The sequence below is a fragment of the Pseudobutyrivibrio sp. C4 genome (assembly GCF_900111635.1).
GTDB lineage: Bacteria > Bacillota > Clostridia > Lachnospirales > Lachnospiraceae > Pseudobutyrivibrio > Pseudobutyrivibrio ruminis.
Map to the genome: position 1 here is coordinate 119,514 of NZ_FOHF01000004.1, position 15,213 is coordinate 134,726.

Sequence of the window (15,213 nt, forward strand, 5' to 3'; positions counted from 1 at the left end):
TCCTATATCTTTTGATATCGGAGCGAATATGTGATTATATTACCCTCTATATATTAAAATTGTGTGTCAAACATTATTATTTATTATATTTCAGGATTTTTCACAAAATTAAAGTAATATATATTGGCAATACTGCCAAGAAAGCATGTTCGTAATTTACTTTTTCAAGGAATTAATAAAGCGCCCTCTATATTCATTTTTCAATGTGCTATATATCTTATTTATCTTAATCTGTTTACAGTATTACATAATATATATCGTCAATTATGCCCCATTTCTTTAGCAAAAAGGGTCCCGCACCACTATGTGCGAAGCCATTAAATAATTACCATATTACCTTTACTCCCCACCAAGCATTCAGTTTTTAAATTAGCCTAGCTTCCCCGTCCGTGGCCAGATTTACTCCACGGATTAATCATTATGTATTAATTATATTGAATATGGTAGGGTTATTCAATAAATATGGGGTGTGGACACAGAATTGTCACAGGCTTTCCTACCCCAAATACCCCCTCACGCATTCCTCAACTTCTACCAAAATCCTCTTCGCCTTTGGCAAGCTCAATCCTATATTCTCGGCCACAGCCAACAAGTCATTCTCCCCTGGATTAGTTCCATTTCCATTGACTGTAGTTGCGTGCTCGCCTCTAATGGAGTTGCTGTATGTCATATCATATGCCGGTGAAAGAATCCAGCGATTTTCATTTTCTATATACAAATAGCTAAAGTTCTTAGCATGATCATCCCTATTATGAGCGTACACATTAAAGCACATACGTCTAAATAACTGTTCACACTCTTCCATTGAACCTGTGAGCTGTAGAGTCAACCGCATGAGTATATTGTAATCAAGATTTGGTGTTCTATGGGATGTCTCCAGCAAGCCTGCGGCGGAAACCATGTGCACTCTATCGCAAATACGATTCCCCACTCTATCGAATCTTTTCATTCCAAAATACCCTTCTGTATCTTCAGAATCCAAAAGTCGTACTTCCTCTAAATTTATTCCACACTCCCTTGCACACAAAGCGTATTCATATTCTTGCTTTCCAATATTTTTATCATCAAAGGTTGCAGGAAATTTAATTATCCAATCGTCTCCATCCACCTTTGTTAAAATCTTTGGACGTGCACCGCCTGATGAGCCGCCCTTTGCAAATAAATAGTCCAATTTATCACTAGACTCGGACAATAAGATTTTTTCACATTCCTTGGCAATTTCGTCCAACGAATAGTCGTCATATTCTTCATCCATATCTATCACAGGACGATAAGTAAGCGCACCCATTCCAGTCTCGCCAACTATTGCGAGACGCTCCATATTTCCATAAGAAAAAGGATCTATTCTCTTCTTCCTAATTAGGCAATCTACTAATAAACGGCCCCAGCCATCAGGCAAACTATCGGCAAATACTCCGAACAAGCCTTCAAAAGGATCTATCTTTGGCATAAATACGCCTTTTTCTAATGGAAGCGAAAAAGGGCTGATAGAAAATCCCTCTGTCAGCCATTCCTTGCTATATTCAAATGCATACAATGTCCCATTATAGAGTGCCATTGTTCCAACTAATCTATCGTGATAGAAAACATCTAATTTCTTAACTCTGTCCATTTAATATTTCCTCTATAGATTCAAAATTAGCACTTGTAAATAGCGACTCCAGTTCGTCTTCGGCGCGAAGCGCTATTGCAATCTTAGTCAGAGATTGCAACGATATCTCACCTGTCTGTTCAAATCTTTTTATAGAACCTAAGCTTACCCCTGATCTTTCAGCAAGCTCTTTTTGTGATATCTTCTTTCTCTTGCGAAGCTTTTGAACATTGGATGCTACTTCATTATTTATTTCTTTCCAAGTCTTTTGATATAAATTAACCATGCTAATATATTAGTCTTTTTTGCCAAAATTGGCAAATATAGCTAATATATTAGTCTCTTATCTCCTTCTTAGCACAAATGGCTTCGCAACATCAGCCGCGAAGCCATTTTTGTCTCTACTTCAATACATTAAGAACATCCTTCGGAAGAATTCGTAGTATACTGTCTTTATTCTTTCCCTCTAGATAATATTCACCTAAATGTGCTTTCTGATATCTTTTAACAGAATCATCCTTAGTAGCATCCTCTAATAGTTTTGTATAGTATCGCTCCCAACTAAAGAAATCGCTACTTTCAACATATTCTTCAGTACGTTCTAAAATATCATCTATTCCTTTGATATCAATAACACCGGACTTTAAAATCAGCCATTCAAAAGACTCAGGAAAATACATACCTACATTTCCACTCATATTTGAATGAGCTACCACTTGTGCAACATAGGCACCAAAAGCTGCGCCATCAGCTATAACAATAACTGGATTATCACTTGATAATTCCTTTAATTTCGGAATTATATTAGAATTTCCACCTGCGCTAACGCACTTATTTTCATTTAATATCTTAGAAAAAAATTGAAAACCTGATTTTTCGTCCTCAACTAAAATAACATATTTCTTTTTATCAACTTTCAGTGGTGAATAAATTGGATAAAACTCATTATATATTTTTTCAGGGAAATGATATTTCCCTGTTGTTCTTATTCCATATATCTCATTTACACTATATGGCAAATTATATAATGGCTGTCTAGTTATCAAAACATAGTAATTTGATGTATTTTTAATTACACTGGCAAATTCTTCTGTGAAAACAAACGAATAGTCTTCATCGATAAACACTATTGTATTTTCATAAGATTTTATTAGCACATCCCATATACTAGAATCACCAGTAAAAGCAACACAAGGAGCATCTGAGGTTATTCTTATCCCTGACTCTTCCCTGAATCTTCCATAGGTCTGCAACAAATCAATTAATGTAGTCTTGCCCGTAGCACTATTACCTTGGATTACTGTGATATTTCTTTTTATTGTAAACTCATATTTAAGTCTTTCAGCTTCTATTATTACTTTATGTTTTCCCTTCATACGTTCACCTTAAATATAATCCAATGCTACGTCTGTATACTCATCCATATTCGTGACGATAGTATCATTATTCAATATTTTAATTTTAAAAGGTTCCATGTCATTGAATGGCATAAAATATCTCAGATTTACAGTAATATCTTTTACTTCTCCTATCTTCAGCAACCATTTTGCGCAATTTTCACCACAGCTTGTTGCATTAAAAACTAAATCCGGTCTACCATAAGCACTAATCAATGTCTGAACGCCACCTGACAATCTTTCAGGAGGGATAGGCCCAAGAACTTCACTTTGTATCAATTGATTGCTTACAACCTTTGATTTATCAATATCTTCAATCATTTGCTGAACTAACTCATCTTTAAACCATTCCGGATTGTAATTAAACTTAAACCATGATGGACCGTGCATTACATTTTCTTTTTCACCAAAATAAATTGAAAGCATAATCTCTCCTCATATACAACGCTATATCGTAAATACGATTATAACATAGAATCTGAAACTTTTATAATCTCCCCCATCACCTTCACATACTCTTCCTTCTTATCCCTCATAATCTCAAAGCCTTCCAGAATCTCCTCCAGCCCGAACTTATGAGTAATCAGCTTCTCTGGCTTCACTGCGCCCTGCTGCAATCTGCCAAGCACGTAGTGCCAGTCGTCGGTGGTGTCGTGGGTGAAGGATGAGTTCCAGGTACCCACCAGGGTAAGCTGGTTGCGGAGGATTTGCCAGTATGCGTGGCGGTCGATATTCATGTCACTGGATGGATTGCCCACTGTGCAGACCACGCCGCCAGGTGCAGCTGCGTTGATTCCGGTGATGAGGCTTTCTGTGGAGCCCACGCACTCGAAGAAAAGGTCCACATCTGAAATCTCTTTTACATAGTGAGCTTCGTCCACGCCAAACTCAAAGGCTTTCTGCCTTTGTATTTCTTTTTTTCCGATGGTATACACATTTTCAAATCCCATGTCCTTCAAAAACATGGTCACTAGCAAGCCGATAGTACCAAGGCCTATTACAGCCACCTTAGCTTTGCGAAGCTGGCCCAAATCCTGCAAGTCCTTACCGCAGGCTCTCAGCCCCTGCCTAATGGCATGCACTGCTACAGCCATAGGTTCCATCATTGCAGCCTGCTCCATGGCAATGCCGCTACCAAGCTCCATCAGATTCCATTCTGGCACCGCCACATACTCGGCGAAGCCGCCATCCACACGAGAGCCCAAATAAGAATAGTTTTTGCACATTTCATATTTCTTTTCCACACAGCAAGGACATTTCTTGCATGGGATAAGTGGAAAGATTCCAACAGCCTTACCAGCCCAGTCACCAGACACGCCTTCTCCTACTTCACAGACCTCGCCTGCGAACTCGTGACCTATCACAAGTGGCATGTTATGGGCGCCGTCCTTGTAGGCTCTTGGTATGTCCGAGCCGCATATACCGCAGGCCTTTACATGCACTAAAACCTCCCCCTGCTTAGGGGAAGGTTTTGATATTTCATCTATCTTGATTTTTCCAACATCTTCTAAAACTAATGCCTTCATTTCATCGCCTTTATCTGTTCAGTAAATCGTTCTAAATCATCGCTTGTAGTGATTTTGAAATTGCCCTCGTCACCAACAATCATGTGCATTTTCATGCCAGCCATCACTGCAGGTTCTGTGGAGCCGTTGATTTTCATAATCTCACCAGAATTTACAAGCCTCTCATTGGCCTCCAAATATTTCCCATACACGAAAGTCTCTGGTGCCTGGCCTGCAAATATTTCCTGTCGATTCAAAAGAGAATCGATTTCCAATCCGTCCTTGCTCAAATAAACTGTATCTTTCATTGAAAGGACCGGAATAACTCCATCGTATCCACTTATAGCTTCAAATGAATCCTGGATTGTTGATAACCTAAGATTCGGTCTGGCTGCATCGTGGATAAACACATTGTCATCGTCGCTGGCAAAATTTCTGATATCCTTCAGCCCATTATAAATAGACAACTGCCTATTCTCCCCTGGCTTTGAGAAACCACAAATCTTATCCTCAACACCGTACTGCGCAGCCCAATATTTAATCAAATCGGCCCATTCATCATGAGCTACGATTTGAATCTTATCGATTAATTCGCTTTTCTCAAGGGTCTCCATGCAATACATGATGATAGGCTTGCCTTCCACATCCAGATACTGCTTTGGCTTCTGCGAACCAAGCCTGCTGCCGGTTCCCCCTGAAAGTAAAATCGCTATATTCATACGCTTACCTACAAGTTCATGTTTCTAATATCTTTGATAATCTCTTCGTATGGGCGTCCCTGTCCAAACAAAAGTGTAGTTCCAAGAACGAATCCATCAAGTCCCATTGGCGCGTACTTCATAATCTTGTCCTTTGCACAGGCGCCATCCCAGTAAAGCTTGAAGTCCATTTCCTCTTTCAACTCCAGAAGACGCTCAACCTTCTGACCAACGTAAGGCAGATACATCTGGCCAGCATTTCCTGGATTTACAGACATTACAAGTACTTTATCTACAATGCGAAGCATCTCCATAACTGTCTCCACACTTGTACCTGGATTGATAGCAATTCCTGGTATCATTCCCGCATCGATAATCTTCTGCAGTGTTGTAGATGGATGATACTCTGCCTCAGGATGGATGTAGATGGTGTCGCCCTTTCTCAGATTCTTGATAAACAATTCGATTGTGTTGCTAGGGTGCTCCACCATCAGATGAACATCCAATGGCTTGAAAGTAACTCTGGAAATATATGTCATATCATTCAAAGACATGGCAAAGTTTGGCACATAACGACCATCCATAATATCGATATGGAATGAATCGATACCTGCGTTTTCCAAATCGTTTACTTCTCTGGACAAATGTCCATAGTTGGCACACATCATTGATGCATTTAATTCAAAGCTCATACGCTCTCCTTTTCAAGCACATCCACATTTTGGATCATGATTGGTTTTTCTAATTTCTCATACAACTGCACAAGACTACTTGGGTCCCCGTAATAAGCGTCGCTAATGATAATTGCCCTATCCATATTTGGAGTATCGTCATAGATTCCCCAGCCTTCAGCACGATAATCCTCGATTATCTTTTTATACTGGTCTCTGATTTCAGGAACCATGCTTTCGATTGTTGCCATAGTAAGTGGATGTGGACGCCACAAAAGGGCTACATCATCCTTGCACTCCTTGAACACTTCCAAGGCATCCTTTATCTTATCAATCATCTTTTGCTTCTGATTGAGCATAGCAACTACGCTTGTATTGTAAAAAATAATTTTCTTTCTACTACCATCTGGTTTAGTGATAATCTTCTTCCAATCCTCTGGAATATCCTGCTCTTCTTTGGACAGGCGAAGAAGTCTTTCAACCTTTGGTGAGCCTGTACCTTTTATTTTGGCTTCCCAGCTAGGTCTGGTATCCTCACCGAACTGTGCAGAAAGCACTCTGATGTAGGCCTCTCTCATCTGTTCCGACTGAACAATGACCTCATCTGCATTTACCACGCCCTTCGACAGCACGTATCCCTTCAAGCTCTCAAGCACATCTGGATTGTCCACGTCCGGCTCCGCCAATACGAAGTATGGGATGTAGATGAGCTTGTCTGTAAACTTTTTGATGTTATCCGTGTAGAAATATGGATGTACCGATGTTACATAATTCCAATCATCGTATGGATTATGAATATACACCTCATCCGGATGAACACCCATAAAATCAAAGTTTTCAAATGATACCACTGGCACATTATCAGGATAATCATTTCCTTCGTAGTGCATTTGTTTTACCGAACCATCTGGGTTCTTGTCGAAATATGGTATCGGAATTACGATAGCCGTACAGTTTGGATCCTCGTTTGCCTTCATCCAAACACTTTCAAGGGAATCCCACATGCTTGCCTTATATGGCAAAAACAGCTTCACTGTAGTAAGGATGATATCCTTGTTTGCACTTTCTTCAATTCTATTAACCATGGTATCAAGGCGGGCCTTGGCAGAGTCTGCCGATAAGCCCCTTTCAGACTGAATCTCCTCGTGAATTTCATATAGAACTTCGCAAAATTCTTCCAGCATTTTTACAGTAGGATGACCTTCCCCCTCTTCACCCTCGATAAAAGTGCCGAAATCAATGGCGCGCTGTTGGCACATTTCCAGATATGAACATGCCCCTTCAATATCCACATTTTTTGCGGATAAACTTGTGTAGATTCCCTCTACAATCTTCCTAAATAATGCAATGTAATTAGTGATTTGTTTAGCCTTAGACTGTCGCATCAATTAGTCTCCTATTTTTCTACAAACTCCCCAATCGCCTCAACTGTAGCCTCTGTCTGCTCCTCCACAGTGATTGTAGGCTCGCCGTCCCCAGACTGCATGCCATAGTCCCCAAAATATCCATGGCAGCCGCCCTCGATAATCACCTCTTGGTAATCTGCAGGCAGATTTGCTAAGTATTCATTATACTTCTCCATATTTAAAACGCCGTCTTCTGAACCACGGATTGATAAAACGTTCATAGCTGGTTCATCAGTCAAATCCTTGGTAGAATATGCGGCAAGTAGAATCAATCCTTCGTACTCGCTCTGATGTCTGTCAGCATAGAGTGATGCCATGGCGCCGCCTAAGCTGTGGCCGCCCAAGTACCAGTCGTCAATTTCAGGATACTTTGCCTGGATACCTCTAGCTCCATTTGCATCAAACATAGCCAGGTAATGTGGCATTTCTACGATGATGCACATGATATCCTGCTCTGCAAGCTGCTCCATCAAAGGCGCATATGCCTCAGATTCCACCAAGCCACCTGGATAGAAAATAAACCCGGCCACTGGATTTTCTGGCTCAAATACGATTGTATTATCAACATACTCCACAGTTACTCCCTCTGCTGGATTGTTGATATACTCCATAGCACGGTCTGTAGCCTGATAATAATTGTTCACATAGCTAAAAAACTTAGCCACAATTGCAATGATTAATACAAGGACAATAATCCCTGTGATTCTTAACTTTTTACCCTTATTACTTTTCATTTATCCCCTTATTAACCCTTTTCTAGAATGCCCCTCAATGCACTGCCAGTCTGTTAATCTGGGTTGCGATATAACCTGCTCCGTAACCATTGTCGATGTTTACCACCGAAATTCCGTTAGCACAGGAATTAATCATGGTAAGAAGTGCTGATATACCACCCATGTTGGCCCCATAGCCTACGCTTGTTGGCACAGCAATAACCGGAACCTTAACCAATCCGCCTACCACTGACGCCAGTGCGCCTTCCATTCCTGCCACTGCCACCACGCAGTTGGCTTCGTTCAACACATCTACGTTTTCAAGCAATCTATGTATTCCGCTTACTCCCACATCGAAAACCCTAGTTGCCTTACTTCCAAAATACTCGATTGTTTGTGCTGCTTCCTCAGCTACAGGAATATCTGCTGTGCCAGCTGTAAGCACTGCCACATTTCCGATAAGCTCCTGCTCTTTAAAATCAGGCTTTTTTGCCTTGAGAATCCTGCTCACTTTATCATAAGTGGCTGTTGGCAATACCGCCTTTACGATTTCGTATTGATGCTCCGTTGCTCTGGTACCAAACACGCAGCCATCTCTTTCGTACATCTTTTGATAGATATCTACCAGAAAATCGTCCATTTTGCCCTGGCAAAAAATCACTTCTGGGAATCCTGTCCGATTCTTTCGATCAAAATCCAAGTTTGCAAATTCCATTCAGAATCCTCCTAGATACCATTATTATAATGGAAATGCAACAAAAATAAAACGGGGTAGCATTGCTACCCCTACATTATCGTTTACATCATTTCCATATAAGCTTCTGCGATTCTCTTATAGTCAATCTGGTTGGTAATCTTTTCTACTTTGAAATCTTCCTCTCCAACCTTTACTCTGTAGATGAAGCAGCCCTCGTCACTGACTGTATCTCCATCCACCAAAGCTGCTGCAACATAGCCTTTGTTCTCAAACTCGAACTGGTCTATTACAGCCATCTCAACTTCATCGCCATCTTTTGTATTAACCACAAATGTGATGTACTCTTTGAATTCATTATCCATCGTTGGGAACCTCCTTTTAGGATTCATATCTCTCCCCGACTATAGGAAATATTGTACAATAGATTTGTGTATAAGTTTAGCAAAATTTATGAATTAAAAGCGAATATCCGGTGAAAACTATCCCCAGTTATCATCCTCATCCGAAACTTCATATGTTGTTGGCATAGTCGTGAACCTAGATGTCTTTTCCATCAACGCATTTGCTTCTGCTGACAATTCTTCAAATATTGCTTTTATTTCCTCTATATCGTCTGTCTCATTTATTCCCATTGCAAAGCTCTGCAAATTGATAGCAGAAAACTGAATATCGGAAATCATATCGTTAAACCTAGCTTTGATAGAATTAACCGACATACTGATATCATTCATCTCACCTGGGAATTCATCCATATCTGCCACAGCCAAATTTCCCTGCTCCATCTCGGACAGAACATGCTGCTGAATATGGATAATATCTGAAAGCTCGGCCAAAGTCATAGCCAGCTTGTTCTGCAAATCACCAATCTCGTCATCGGCTGTTGCAAAATCAATAGGTGTAGAAAAATCGCCTTCCATAATTCTGTCCATTGCTGGATTAATCTTATCCAAAGGCTTTAGCACTTTTCTAACTGTGTATGTAATATCTCCAACTGCAAGTAGCGCACATACTAACGCCACGAACAAACTGATTCTTATGCCTCTATCAACGTGTGACAAAAATCCCTTTCTTGGATATGCCACAGCTACAGTCCATCCACTATCGTGGAGCTTTGTTACCGAATATACCATCTCTGTTCCAGTGTAATCTGGAGCTGTTATAAATTCATCCTTGGAATCAAGCACTTCCTCAAGCTCTGGCATTACTTCCACTGCAGAAACTATAGCTTCTGATGTTGGGTTGTACTGAGAATTTGGATGAACGATGATATTATCCTGGCTATCAAGCAGGAATCCATATGAACCAGCCTCGAAATCGATTGTATTCATGAACTCCTGAATGCTTTCTATATCTGCATCCACTGCCACTACGCCAACCATTGTGGTTCCCCAATATACTGGCGTTGCCACCGTAACCATCATTACATCTGGCCTGGTTGCACTTGCATATGGGTCAATCACAACTGTGTGACCGTATTTTGCAGCTTTTTGATACCAGCCTCTCCTTCTTGGATCCACACCAGTTGATTTAAAATCGATTCCCCTAGCCATTGTCATGTTTCCATGATAGTCAGAGAAGTATACATAGAAAAACTCAGGATGATTAAGAGCCACTCTATCTACAACCGCCCTTACTGTAGCCTCATTTAAATCTCCGATTGCCGTAAGGCTGGTTGCCATATCCTCGGTTACTGTGGCCATATCATTCAACCAGCTTTGAACCTCATTAGCACTCATCTGAGTAGCCAATTCAAGCTTAGTCTCCTGCTGTTCTATTATTCTTCTAGACAAATAAACCAGGTTGATAACTGTCATAACTGTAATAGTAATTACCAACGCTGCAATCACATGTCTTGTTATCTTTCTTCTGATAGATGAACGCTTACTATTTTTCATTCTGAATCCTCTCAAATTCACAATGTCACTAAGGTACTATACGAGTATCTTAGTATATAAATAAGAGAATTCTGTGAAAAAACTATTTAATTTCTCGCAAAAACAAAGCAATCATAGCGAATCGCTTTGCCCTCCAAACTATAACTTGGCTTTCTGTCCGCCAAGTATGGTCCCTTTAAAGGACGCTTAATAACGATTCTTTTTGGATCTGCAGCCACTGCTGCATCAAGCAGCTGTTCTTCTGTAGAGCATGGGCTTTCTAATCGCTGAATCAGTTGGAATTTTTTCTTTATCAAAGCGCTCTTTTGTCTAGCTGGAAACATAGGATCAAGTAGCACGATATCTGGCTTGAAATCCAGTTTTCTCATGCCCTCTGTGCTGTCTCCACACACCAGCTTCATGCGCCCTACCGCATCCTTAAGCTCTGGAATTTCCAATGCTCGTTCCATACCATCCTTCAAAAGGACAGCTATAACTTCATCAAATTCATAAAGCTGCACCTGAAAACCTGCTGCCGCTAAAATAAGGGAATCCTCTCCAAATCCTGCAGTTGCATCGATAAGAGTCTGTGGCATTGGCTGCCCCTTTATCCTGGCGGCCTTCACAAGCATCTCTCGCTGAAGATTGCTCTGCTTTAATCTTGGAAGCATTTCCCTAAAATCAACCATTATAGAAAGCTCACCGTCAGTCAAAGTGAGCCCCTCAGCATTTTGCTGAAGGCTCAGATTAACTGTGGCAAGCTTTGCATTAAATCTTAATAATTCTTCATTTGTCATGAACTATTTGTCCTCTTTGCGAAGAAGATCCATCTTCATGTTGTAGTAGTTTGGAGTCATATCAAGGTAGTGCTTGTGAGGATTCTCGAAACGCTGCTCCTCAGGCCATACACTTGTCTCCAACTGAGTCTTAACACGATTGCGGATTGTCTGCATATCCTCATCCTCAACTACCTGCTTTCCGCCGCGGATAAGAGGCTGCTGCAACAACTCTGCTGTGCAGTTTTCAAAGATATGTGTACTCTTCCATGGCTGCTCTGGGTCAACGAACTTGTAGCCGCCTTCCACGGACATATCAACATCCTCACCCTTGATAGCAAGCAAATCTGCAACTGCTCTGCCGTGCTCGTCCTTGATTCTATATACATCCTTCAAACCAGGATTTGTAATCTTCTCAACTGTTTCAGAAATCTTTATCTTTGGAATCACCTGACCAGTCTTTGAATCTGTAACGGCACAAAGCTTGTAAACTGCGCCAAATACAGGCTCAGACTTTGCAGTGATAAGTCGCTCACCTACACCAAATGAATTTACCTGTCCCCCCTGCTGGAGGATAGATGTTATGGTGTACTCATCCAAAGAATTGCTGACGATGATTTTGGCATCTGTAAAGCCGGCATCATCAAGCATCTTTCTAGCTTTCTTTGTAAGGTATGCCAAGTCACCAGAATCGATTCTGATACCAAAGCTCTTTGATTCTATTCCAGCATCCTTCATCTCCTGGAATACCTTGATAGCGTTTGGCACACCAGATTTCAAAACATTATATGTATCTACCAAAAGGATGCAGTTGTTAGGATAGCTCTTTGCAAAACTTCTGAAAGCTGCAAGCTCAGAAGTACGGTAATCGTTGTCATCTGATGTAAAGTACATTACATAGCTGTGGGCCATAGTTCCGCCGATTGGAATATCGAAGTACTGGCCTGCAGATACTGTTGCTGTACCGCTGGCACCACCGATATATGCTGCTCTAGCACCGTAGATTGCAGCGTCATTGTTATGAGCACGTCTTGCACCAAAATCTGAAACTGCACGGCCTGCTGCTGCACGAACAATACGACTAGCCTTTGTTGCAATCAAAGACTGATGGTTAACCTGAGCCAAAATCTCTGTCTCCACAAGCTGCGCCTCAATGATAGGTGCAGTAACTGTGATGATTGGCTCATTAGGGTACATGATAGTTCCCTCAGGGAATGCATCCACATCACCTGTAAACTTGAAATCCTTAAGATACTCAAGGAAGTTCTCAGTGAAGTGTCCCACACTTCTAAGGTACTCAATATCCTCATCAGTGAAGTGCATGTTAAGAAGATAGTCCTTAACCTGCTGAAGTCCTGCAAAAATTGCAAAACCGCCTCCATCTGGATTCATTCTATAAAACACATCAAAGCTAACCCTAGTATTGTTATCAATAGTAGGGTCGTTAAAGTACGCATTTGCCATAGTAAGTTCGTACTCATCCATCATCATGGTAAGATTACGAGCTTTATCCTGTGTCTGCTTCATCATTTCCTTCTTTCTCCCAGTTTACTCTCCTGGTGCACTGTTAATTACTTTGCCAGTATTCCAAAGCATTGCTGCTTTCTCGGCAGCTTCCTGTCTGCCTTCTTCTGTCTTGAAGCCAACAGTACCTGTGTAGCTTCCGCAATCAAGGCATGCCACATAGTATCCGTGATCCTCTGCCTCAATCAAACCTGCTCCTCCGCAGATTGGGCAATCATGTATGTCAATGTTCTCAGTAAAATCGCTCATGTGTATCTCCTTAAAACCGTATTTCTAAATCATTATAGTTTAATTACACTAAAAAAGCTATCTTGTAAGCACTAAACCTTACAAGATAGCTACATAGACTATGAATATCTATATTTATTTAGCTGATGCTTTGAGCAATTCAACGATTTCCTTTTCTGTAGTGAGGGCAAGAACCTTCTCTGCAAGAGCGTCAGCCTCTGCCTTTGACCACTTAGAAATAATTGAACGTGCTGTAAGCACAAGTACAGGGTTAACACTGTATTCCTTTAATCCGAATGAGATAAGGAGTGGAATCATAAGTGGATCTGCAGCGGCCTCGCCACACATACCAACAGTGATACCAGCAGCGTTACCTGCCTCGATAATGTTCTTGATAGAACGAAGTACAGCTGGCTGGAATGCTGAGTAAAGATATGCAACTTCTGCATTTCCTCTATCAACACTCATTGTGTACTGTGTTAAATCGTTTGTTCCAATTGAGAAGAAATCAGCTTCCTTTGCAAGGATGTCAGCGATAAGTGAAGCAGCTGCTGTCTCTACCATGCAACCAACCTCGATGTTCTCATCGAACTTAACGCCTTCTGCTCTAAGCTCATTCTTGCACTCCTCAACGAGAGCCTTAACGGCACGAACCTCGTCTACACAAGTAACAAGTGGAACCATGATCTTAACATTTCCGAATGCACTAGCTCTGAGGATACCTCTAAGCTGAATCTTGTACATATCAGAATTTGCTAAGCAATATCTAACTGCTCTATATCCGAGGAATGGGTTTTCCTCTTTTTCAAGTCCGAGATATGGAATATCCTTGTCACCACCGATATCAAGTGTACGAATGATAACTGTGCGGCCACCCATGATTTCTACAGCTTCTTTGTAAGCCTCGAACTGCTCTTCCTCTGTAGGAAGGTGTGGTCTATCCATAAATAAGAACTCTGAACGGAAAAGACCGATGCCTTCGCCGTCGCATTCAACAGCTTTTCTAGCATCCTTTGGAGTACCGATGTTGCAGAATAATTCAAGCTCTGTTCCATCAGCTGTAACTGTCTTCTGTCCAATGAACTTCTTAAGCTCTGCCTGAGCCTTAACGAACTCTTCACGCTTAATTACGTACTGAGAAATAACTTCTCCGTCTGGGTTGATGTAAACATCACCCTCAGTACCATCTACGATTGCTGTATCCTTGTCCTTAACGATTTCTGTGATGTTAGGAACTGAAAGTACAGCTGGGATCTCAAGTGCTCTAGCAAGAATTGCAGAGTGAGATGTCTTACCACCAACTTCTGTAATGATACCTACAACGTTCTCCTTAACAATCTGAGAACACATAGAAGGTGTAAGATCATGAGCAACAAGTACTGTACCTGGTGCTACCTTACTAATATCAACATCCTCAATGCCAAGTAAAAGCTTGAGTAAGCTGATCTTGATATCAGAAATATCTGATGCACGCTGACGCATCATATCATCTTCCATCTTTGAGAACATGCCAATGAACATATCGCAAACAGCTGTAACTGCAGCTTCTGCGCACTGACCAGCTTCGATCATCTTTGTCATCTCGCCAGCCATTGTAGGATCAGCGATCATTGCAAGGTGACCTTCCATGATTTCTGCTTCCTTAGGACCGATGTTCTTTCTGATGTTTTCAGCCATAGCTGATGTCTCTGTCTTGAATGCTTCGATTGCGTTATTGAATCTAGCCTTCTCTGCCTCAGTATCATCGATGTGCTTAGATTCAAAGCTTAAATCGTGCTCAACAATAAGACAAATGCTTCCGATACCAATACCTCTAGACGCTTCAATGCCTTTGTACATAAGTATCCTCCTGTATTAGTCTCCGAGACCGCTCTCTACTAACTCTACTGCCTTTGCAAGTGCAGCTTCCTCATCAGAACCATCACACTGGATCTCGATTTCAGCACCACACTTAATGCATGCAGCCATAAGCATCATAACGCTCTTTCCGTCGTATGAGTTACCGTTGAATACAATCTTAACATCTGAATCGAATGGTGTAACTGCTGCGCTGAATACTGTAGCTGGGCGCATGTGCATACCCTGTTCGTTAGTTACCTTTACCTTCTGTGAAACCATAAATAAAACTCCTTT

General features: G+C 41.2%; 17 protein-coding genes. All 17 read right to left on the reverse strand.

Annotated features, from left to right (window positions below):
- Positions 1–496 precede the first annotated feature (496 nt).
- The 17 genes from BMY66_RS08320 to BMY66_RS08400 all read right to left on the reverse strand — a co-directional run bounded on the left by BMY66_RS08320 (position 497) and on the right by BMY66_RS08400 (position 15,198).
- A complete protein-coding gene (locus BMY66_RS08320) occupies positions 497–1,612 on the reverse strand; it encodes a type II toxin-antitoxin system HipA family toxin (RefSeq protein WP_090394825.1) in 1,116 nt (371 codons plus the stop codon).
- On the reverse strand, positions 1,599–1,877 hold the full coding sequence (locus BMY66_RS08325) for a helix-turn-helix domain-containing protein (protein ID WP_090394826.1): 279 nt from the start codon (positions 1,875–1,877) through the stop codon (positions 1,599–1,601). The genes BMY66_RS08320 and BMY66_RS08325 overlap by 14 nt, the downstream gene beginning before the upstream one ends.
- A 115-nt stretch (positions 1,878–1,992) precedes the next feature.
- A complete protein-coding gene (locus BMY66_RS08330) occupies positions 1,993–2,967 on the reverse strand; it encodes a hypothetical protein (RefSeq protein ID WP_090394827.1) in 975 nt (324 codons plus the stop codon).
- Between the two features lie 9 nt (positions 2,968–2,976).
- The gene (locus tag BMY66_RS08335) at positions 2,977–3,414 is read right to left on the reverse strand and encodes a DUF4869 domain-containing protein (RefSeq protein ID WP_090394828.1); all 438 of its coding nucleotides are present in this window, start codon (positions 3,412–3,414) and stop codon (positions 2,977–2,979) included.
- A gap of 38 nt (positions 3,415–3,452) precedes the next feature.
- A complete protein-coding gene (locus BMY66_RS08340; RefSeq protein ID WP_090394829.1) occupies positions 3,453–4,514 on the reverse strand; it encodes a galactitol-1-phosphate 5-dehydrogenase in 1,062 nt (353 codons plus the stop codon).
- Positions 4,511–5,212 carry an IspD/TarI family cytidylyltransferase gene (locus BMY66_RS08345; RefSeq protein WP_090394830.1) on the reverse strand — a complete coding sequence of 234 codons (702 nt, stop codon included), beginning with the start codon at positions 5,210–5,212 and terminating at the stop codon, positions 4,511–4,513. The genes BMY66_RS08340 and BMY66_RS08345 overlap by 4 nt, the downstream gene beginning before the upstream one ends.
- A gap of 8 nt (positions 5,213–5,220) precedes the next feature.
- Positions 5,221–5,883: a ribulose-phosphate 3-epimerase gene (locus BMY66_RS08350; protein ID WP_090394831.1), complete on the reverse strand. Its 663-nt coding sequence runs from the start codon at positions 5,881–5,883 to the stop codon at positions 5,221–5,223.
- Complete coding sequence (locus BMY66_RS08355; protein ID WP_090394832.1) at positions 5,880–7,247, reverse strand: hypothetical protein; 1,368 nt, start codon at positions 7,245–7,247, stop codon at positions 5,880–5,882. The genes BMY66_RS08350 and BMY66_RS08355 overlap by 4 nt, the downstream gene beginning before the upstream one ends.
- Before the next feature lie 11 nt (positions 7,248–7,258).
- Positions 7,259–8,002, reverse strand: coding sequence for an alpha/beta hydrolase (locus BMY66_RS08360; RefSeq protein ID WP_090394833.1), 744 nt, complete (start codon positions 8,000–8,002; stop codon positions 7,259–7,261).
- 34 nt (positions 8,003–8,036) lie between these two features.
- Positions 8,037–8,696, reverse strand: a complete 660-nt coding sequence (gene larB / locus BMY66_RS08365; RefSeq protein WP_090394834.1) for a nickel pincer cofactor biosynthesis protein LarB — start codon at positions 8,694–8,696, stop codon at positions 8,037–8,039.
- Positions 8,697–8,779: 83 nt separating this feature from the next.
- Positions 8,780–9,040 carry a DUF1292 domain-containing protein gene (locus tag BMY66_RS08370; protein WP_044936461.1) on the reverse strand — a complete coding sequence of 87 codons (261 nt, stop codon included), beginning with the start codon at positions 9,038–9,040 and terminating at the stop codon, positions 8,780–8,782.
- A gap of 117 nt (positions 9,041–9,157) precedes the next feature.
- Positions 9,158–10,573: a methyl-accepting chemotaxis protein gene (locus tag BMY66_RS08375; RefSeq protein ID WP_090394835.1), complete on the reverse strand. Its 1,416-nt coding sequence runs from the start codon at positions 10,571–10,573 to the stop codon at positions 9,158–9,160.
- 86 nt (positions 10,574–10,659) lie between these two features.
- Entirely contained in the window at positions 10,660–11,349 is a 690-nt protein-coding gene (locus BMY66_RS08380; protein WP_090394836.1) for a class I SAM-dependent methyltransferase, read from the reverse strand.
- Positions 11,350–11,352: 3 nt separating this feature from the next.
- A complete protein-coding gene (locus BMY66_RS08385; protein WP_090394901.1) occupies positions 11,353–12,855 on the reverse strand; it encodes a nicotinate phosphoribosyltransferase in 1,503 nt (500 codons plus the stop codon).
- A 21-nt stretch (positions 12,856–12,876) separates the two neighbouring features.
- The gene (locus BMY66_RS08390; RefSeq protein ID WP_074791433.1) at positions 12,877–13,101 is read right to left on the reverse strand and encodes a Lar family restriction alleviation protein; all 225 of its coding nucleotides are present in this window, start codon (positions 13,099–13,101) and stop codon (positions 12,877–12,879) included.
- Positions 13,102–13,215: 114 nt separating this feature from the next.
- Positions 13,216–14,919 carry a phosphoenolpyruvate--protein phosphotransferase gene (ptsP, locus tag BMY66_RS08395; RefSeq protein ID WP_090394837.1) on the reverse strand — a complete coding sequence of 568 codons (1,704 nt, stop codon included), beginning with the start codon at positions 14,917–14,919 and terminating at the stop codon, positions 13,216–13,218.
- Between the two features lie 15 nt (positions 14,920–14,934).
- Positions 14,935–15,198: an HPr family phosphocarrier protein gene (locus BMY66_RS08400; protein WP_044936468.1), complete on the reverse strand. Its 264-nt coding sequence runs from the start codon at positions 15,196–15,198 to the stop codon at positions 14,935–14,937.
- Positions 15,199–15,213 lie beyond the last annotated feature (15 nt).

What these genes read in the sequence shown, in the direction of transcription:
- BMY66_RS08335 (WP_090394828.1), bottom strand. Translation starts at nt 3,414, where the DNA reads ATGCTTTCAATTTATTTTGGTGAAAAAGAAAATGTAATGCACGGTCCA.
- BMY66_RS08370 (WP_044936461.1), bottom strand. Translation starts at nt 9,040, where the DNA reads ATGGATAATGAATTCAAAGAGTACATCACATTTGTGGTTAATACAAAA.
- BMY66_RS08350 (WP_090394831.1), bottom strand. Translation starts at nt 5,883, where the DNA reads ATGAGCTTTGAATTAAATGCATCAATGATGTGTGCCAACTATGGACAT.
- BMY66_RS08345 (WP_090394830.1), bottom strand. Translation starts at nt 5,212, where the DNA reads ATGAATATAGCGATTTTACTTTCAGGGGGAACCGGCAGCAGGCTTGGT.
- BMY66_RS08400 (WP_044936468.1), bottom strand. Translation starts at nt 15,198, where the DNA reads ATGGTTTCACAGAAGGTAAAGGTAACTAACGAACAGGGTATGCACATG.
- BMY66_RS08320 (WP_090394825.1), bottom strand. Translation starts at nt 1,612, where the DNA reads ATGGACAGAGTTAAGAAATTAGATGTTTTCTATCACGATAGATTAGTT.
- BMY66_RS08385 (WP_090394901.1), bottom strand. Translation starts at nt 12,855, where the DNA reads ATGAAGCAGACACAGGATAAAGCTCGTAATCTTACCATGATGATGGAT.
- BMY66_RS08380 (WP_090394836.1), bottom strand. Translation starts at nt 11,349, where the DNA reads ATGACAAATGAAGAATTATTAAGATTTAATGCAAAGCTTGCCACAGTT.
- ptsP (WP_090394837.1), bottom strand. Translation starts at nt 14,919, where the DNA reads ATGTACAAAGGCATTGAAGCGTCTAGAGGTATTGGTATCGGAAGCATT.
- larB (WP_090394834.1), bottom strand. Translation starts at nt 8,696, where the DNA reads ATGGAATTTGCAAACTTGGATTTTGATCGAAAGAATCGGACAGGATTC.
- BMY66_RS08330 (WP_090394827.1), bottom strand. Translation starts at nt 2,967, where the DNA reads ATGAAGGGAAAACATAAAGTAATAATAGAAGCTGAAAGACTTAAATAT.
- BMY66_RS08390 (WP_074791433.1), bottom strand. Translation starts at nt 13,101, where the DNA reads ATGAGCGATTTTACTGAGAACATTGACATACATGATTGCCCAATCTGC.
- BMY66_RS08325 (WP_090394826.1), bottom strand. Translation starts at nt 1,877, where the DNA reads ATGGTTAATTTATATCAAAAGACTTGGAAAGAAATAAATAATGAAGTA.
- BMY66_RS08360 (WP_090394833.1), bottom strand. Translation starts at nt 8,002, where the DNA reads ATGAAAAGTAATAAGGGTAAAAAGTTAAGAATCACAGGGATTATTGTC.
- BMY66_RS08340 (WP_090394829.1), bottom strand. Translation starts at nt 4,514, where the DNA reads ATGAAGGCATTAGTTTTAGAAGATGTTGGAAAAATCAAGATAGATGAA.
- BMY66_RS08375 (WP_090394835.1), bottom strand. Translation starts at nt 10,573, where the DNA reads ATGAAAAATAGTAAGCGTTCATCTATCAGAAGAAAGATAACAAGACAT.
- BMY66_RS08355 (WP_090394832.1), bottom strand. Translation starts at nt 7,247, where the DNA reads ATGCGACAGTCTAAGGCTAAACAAATCACTAATTACATTGCATTATTT.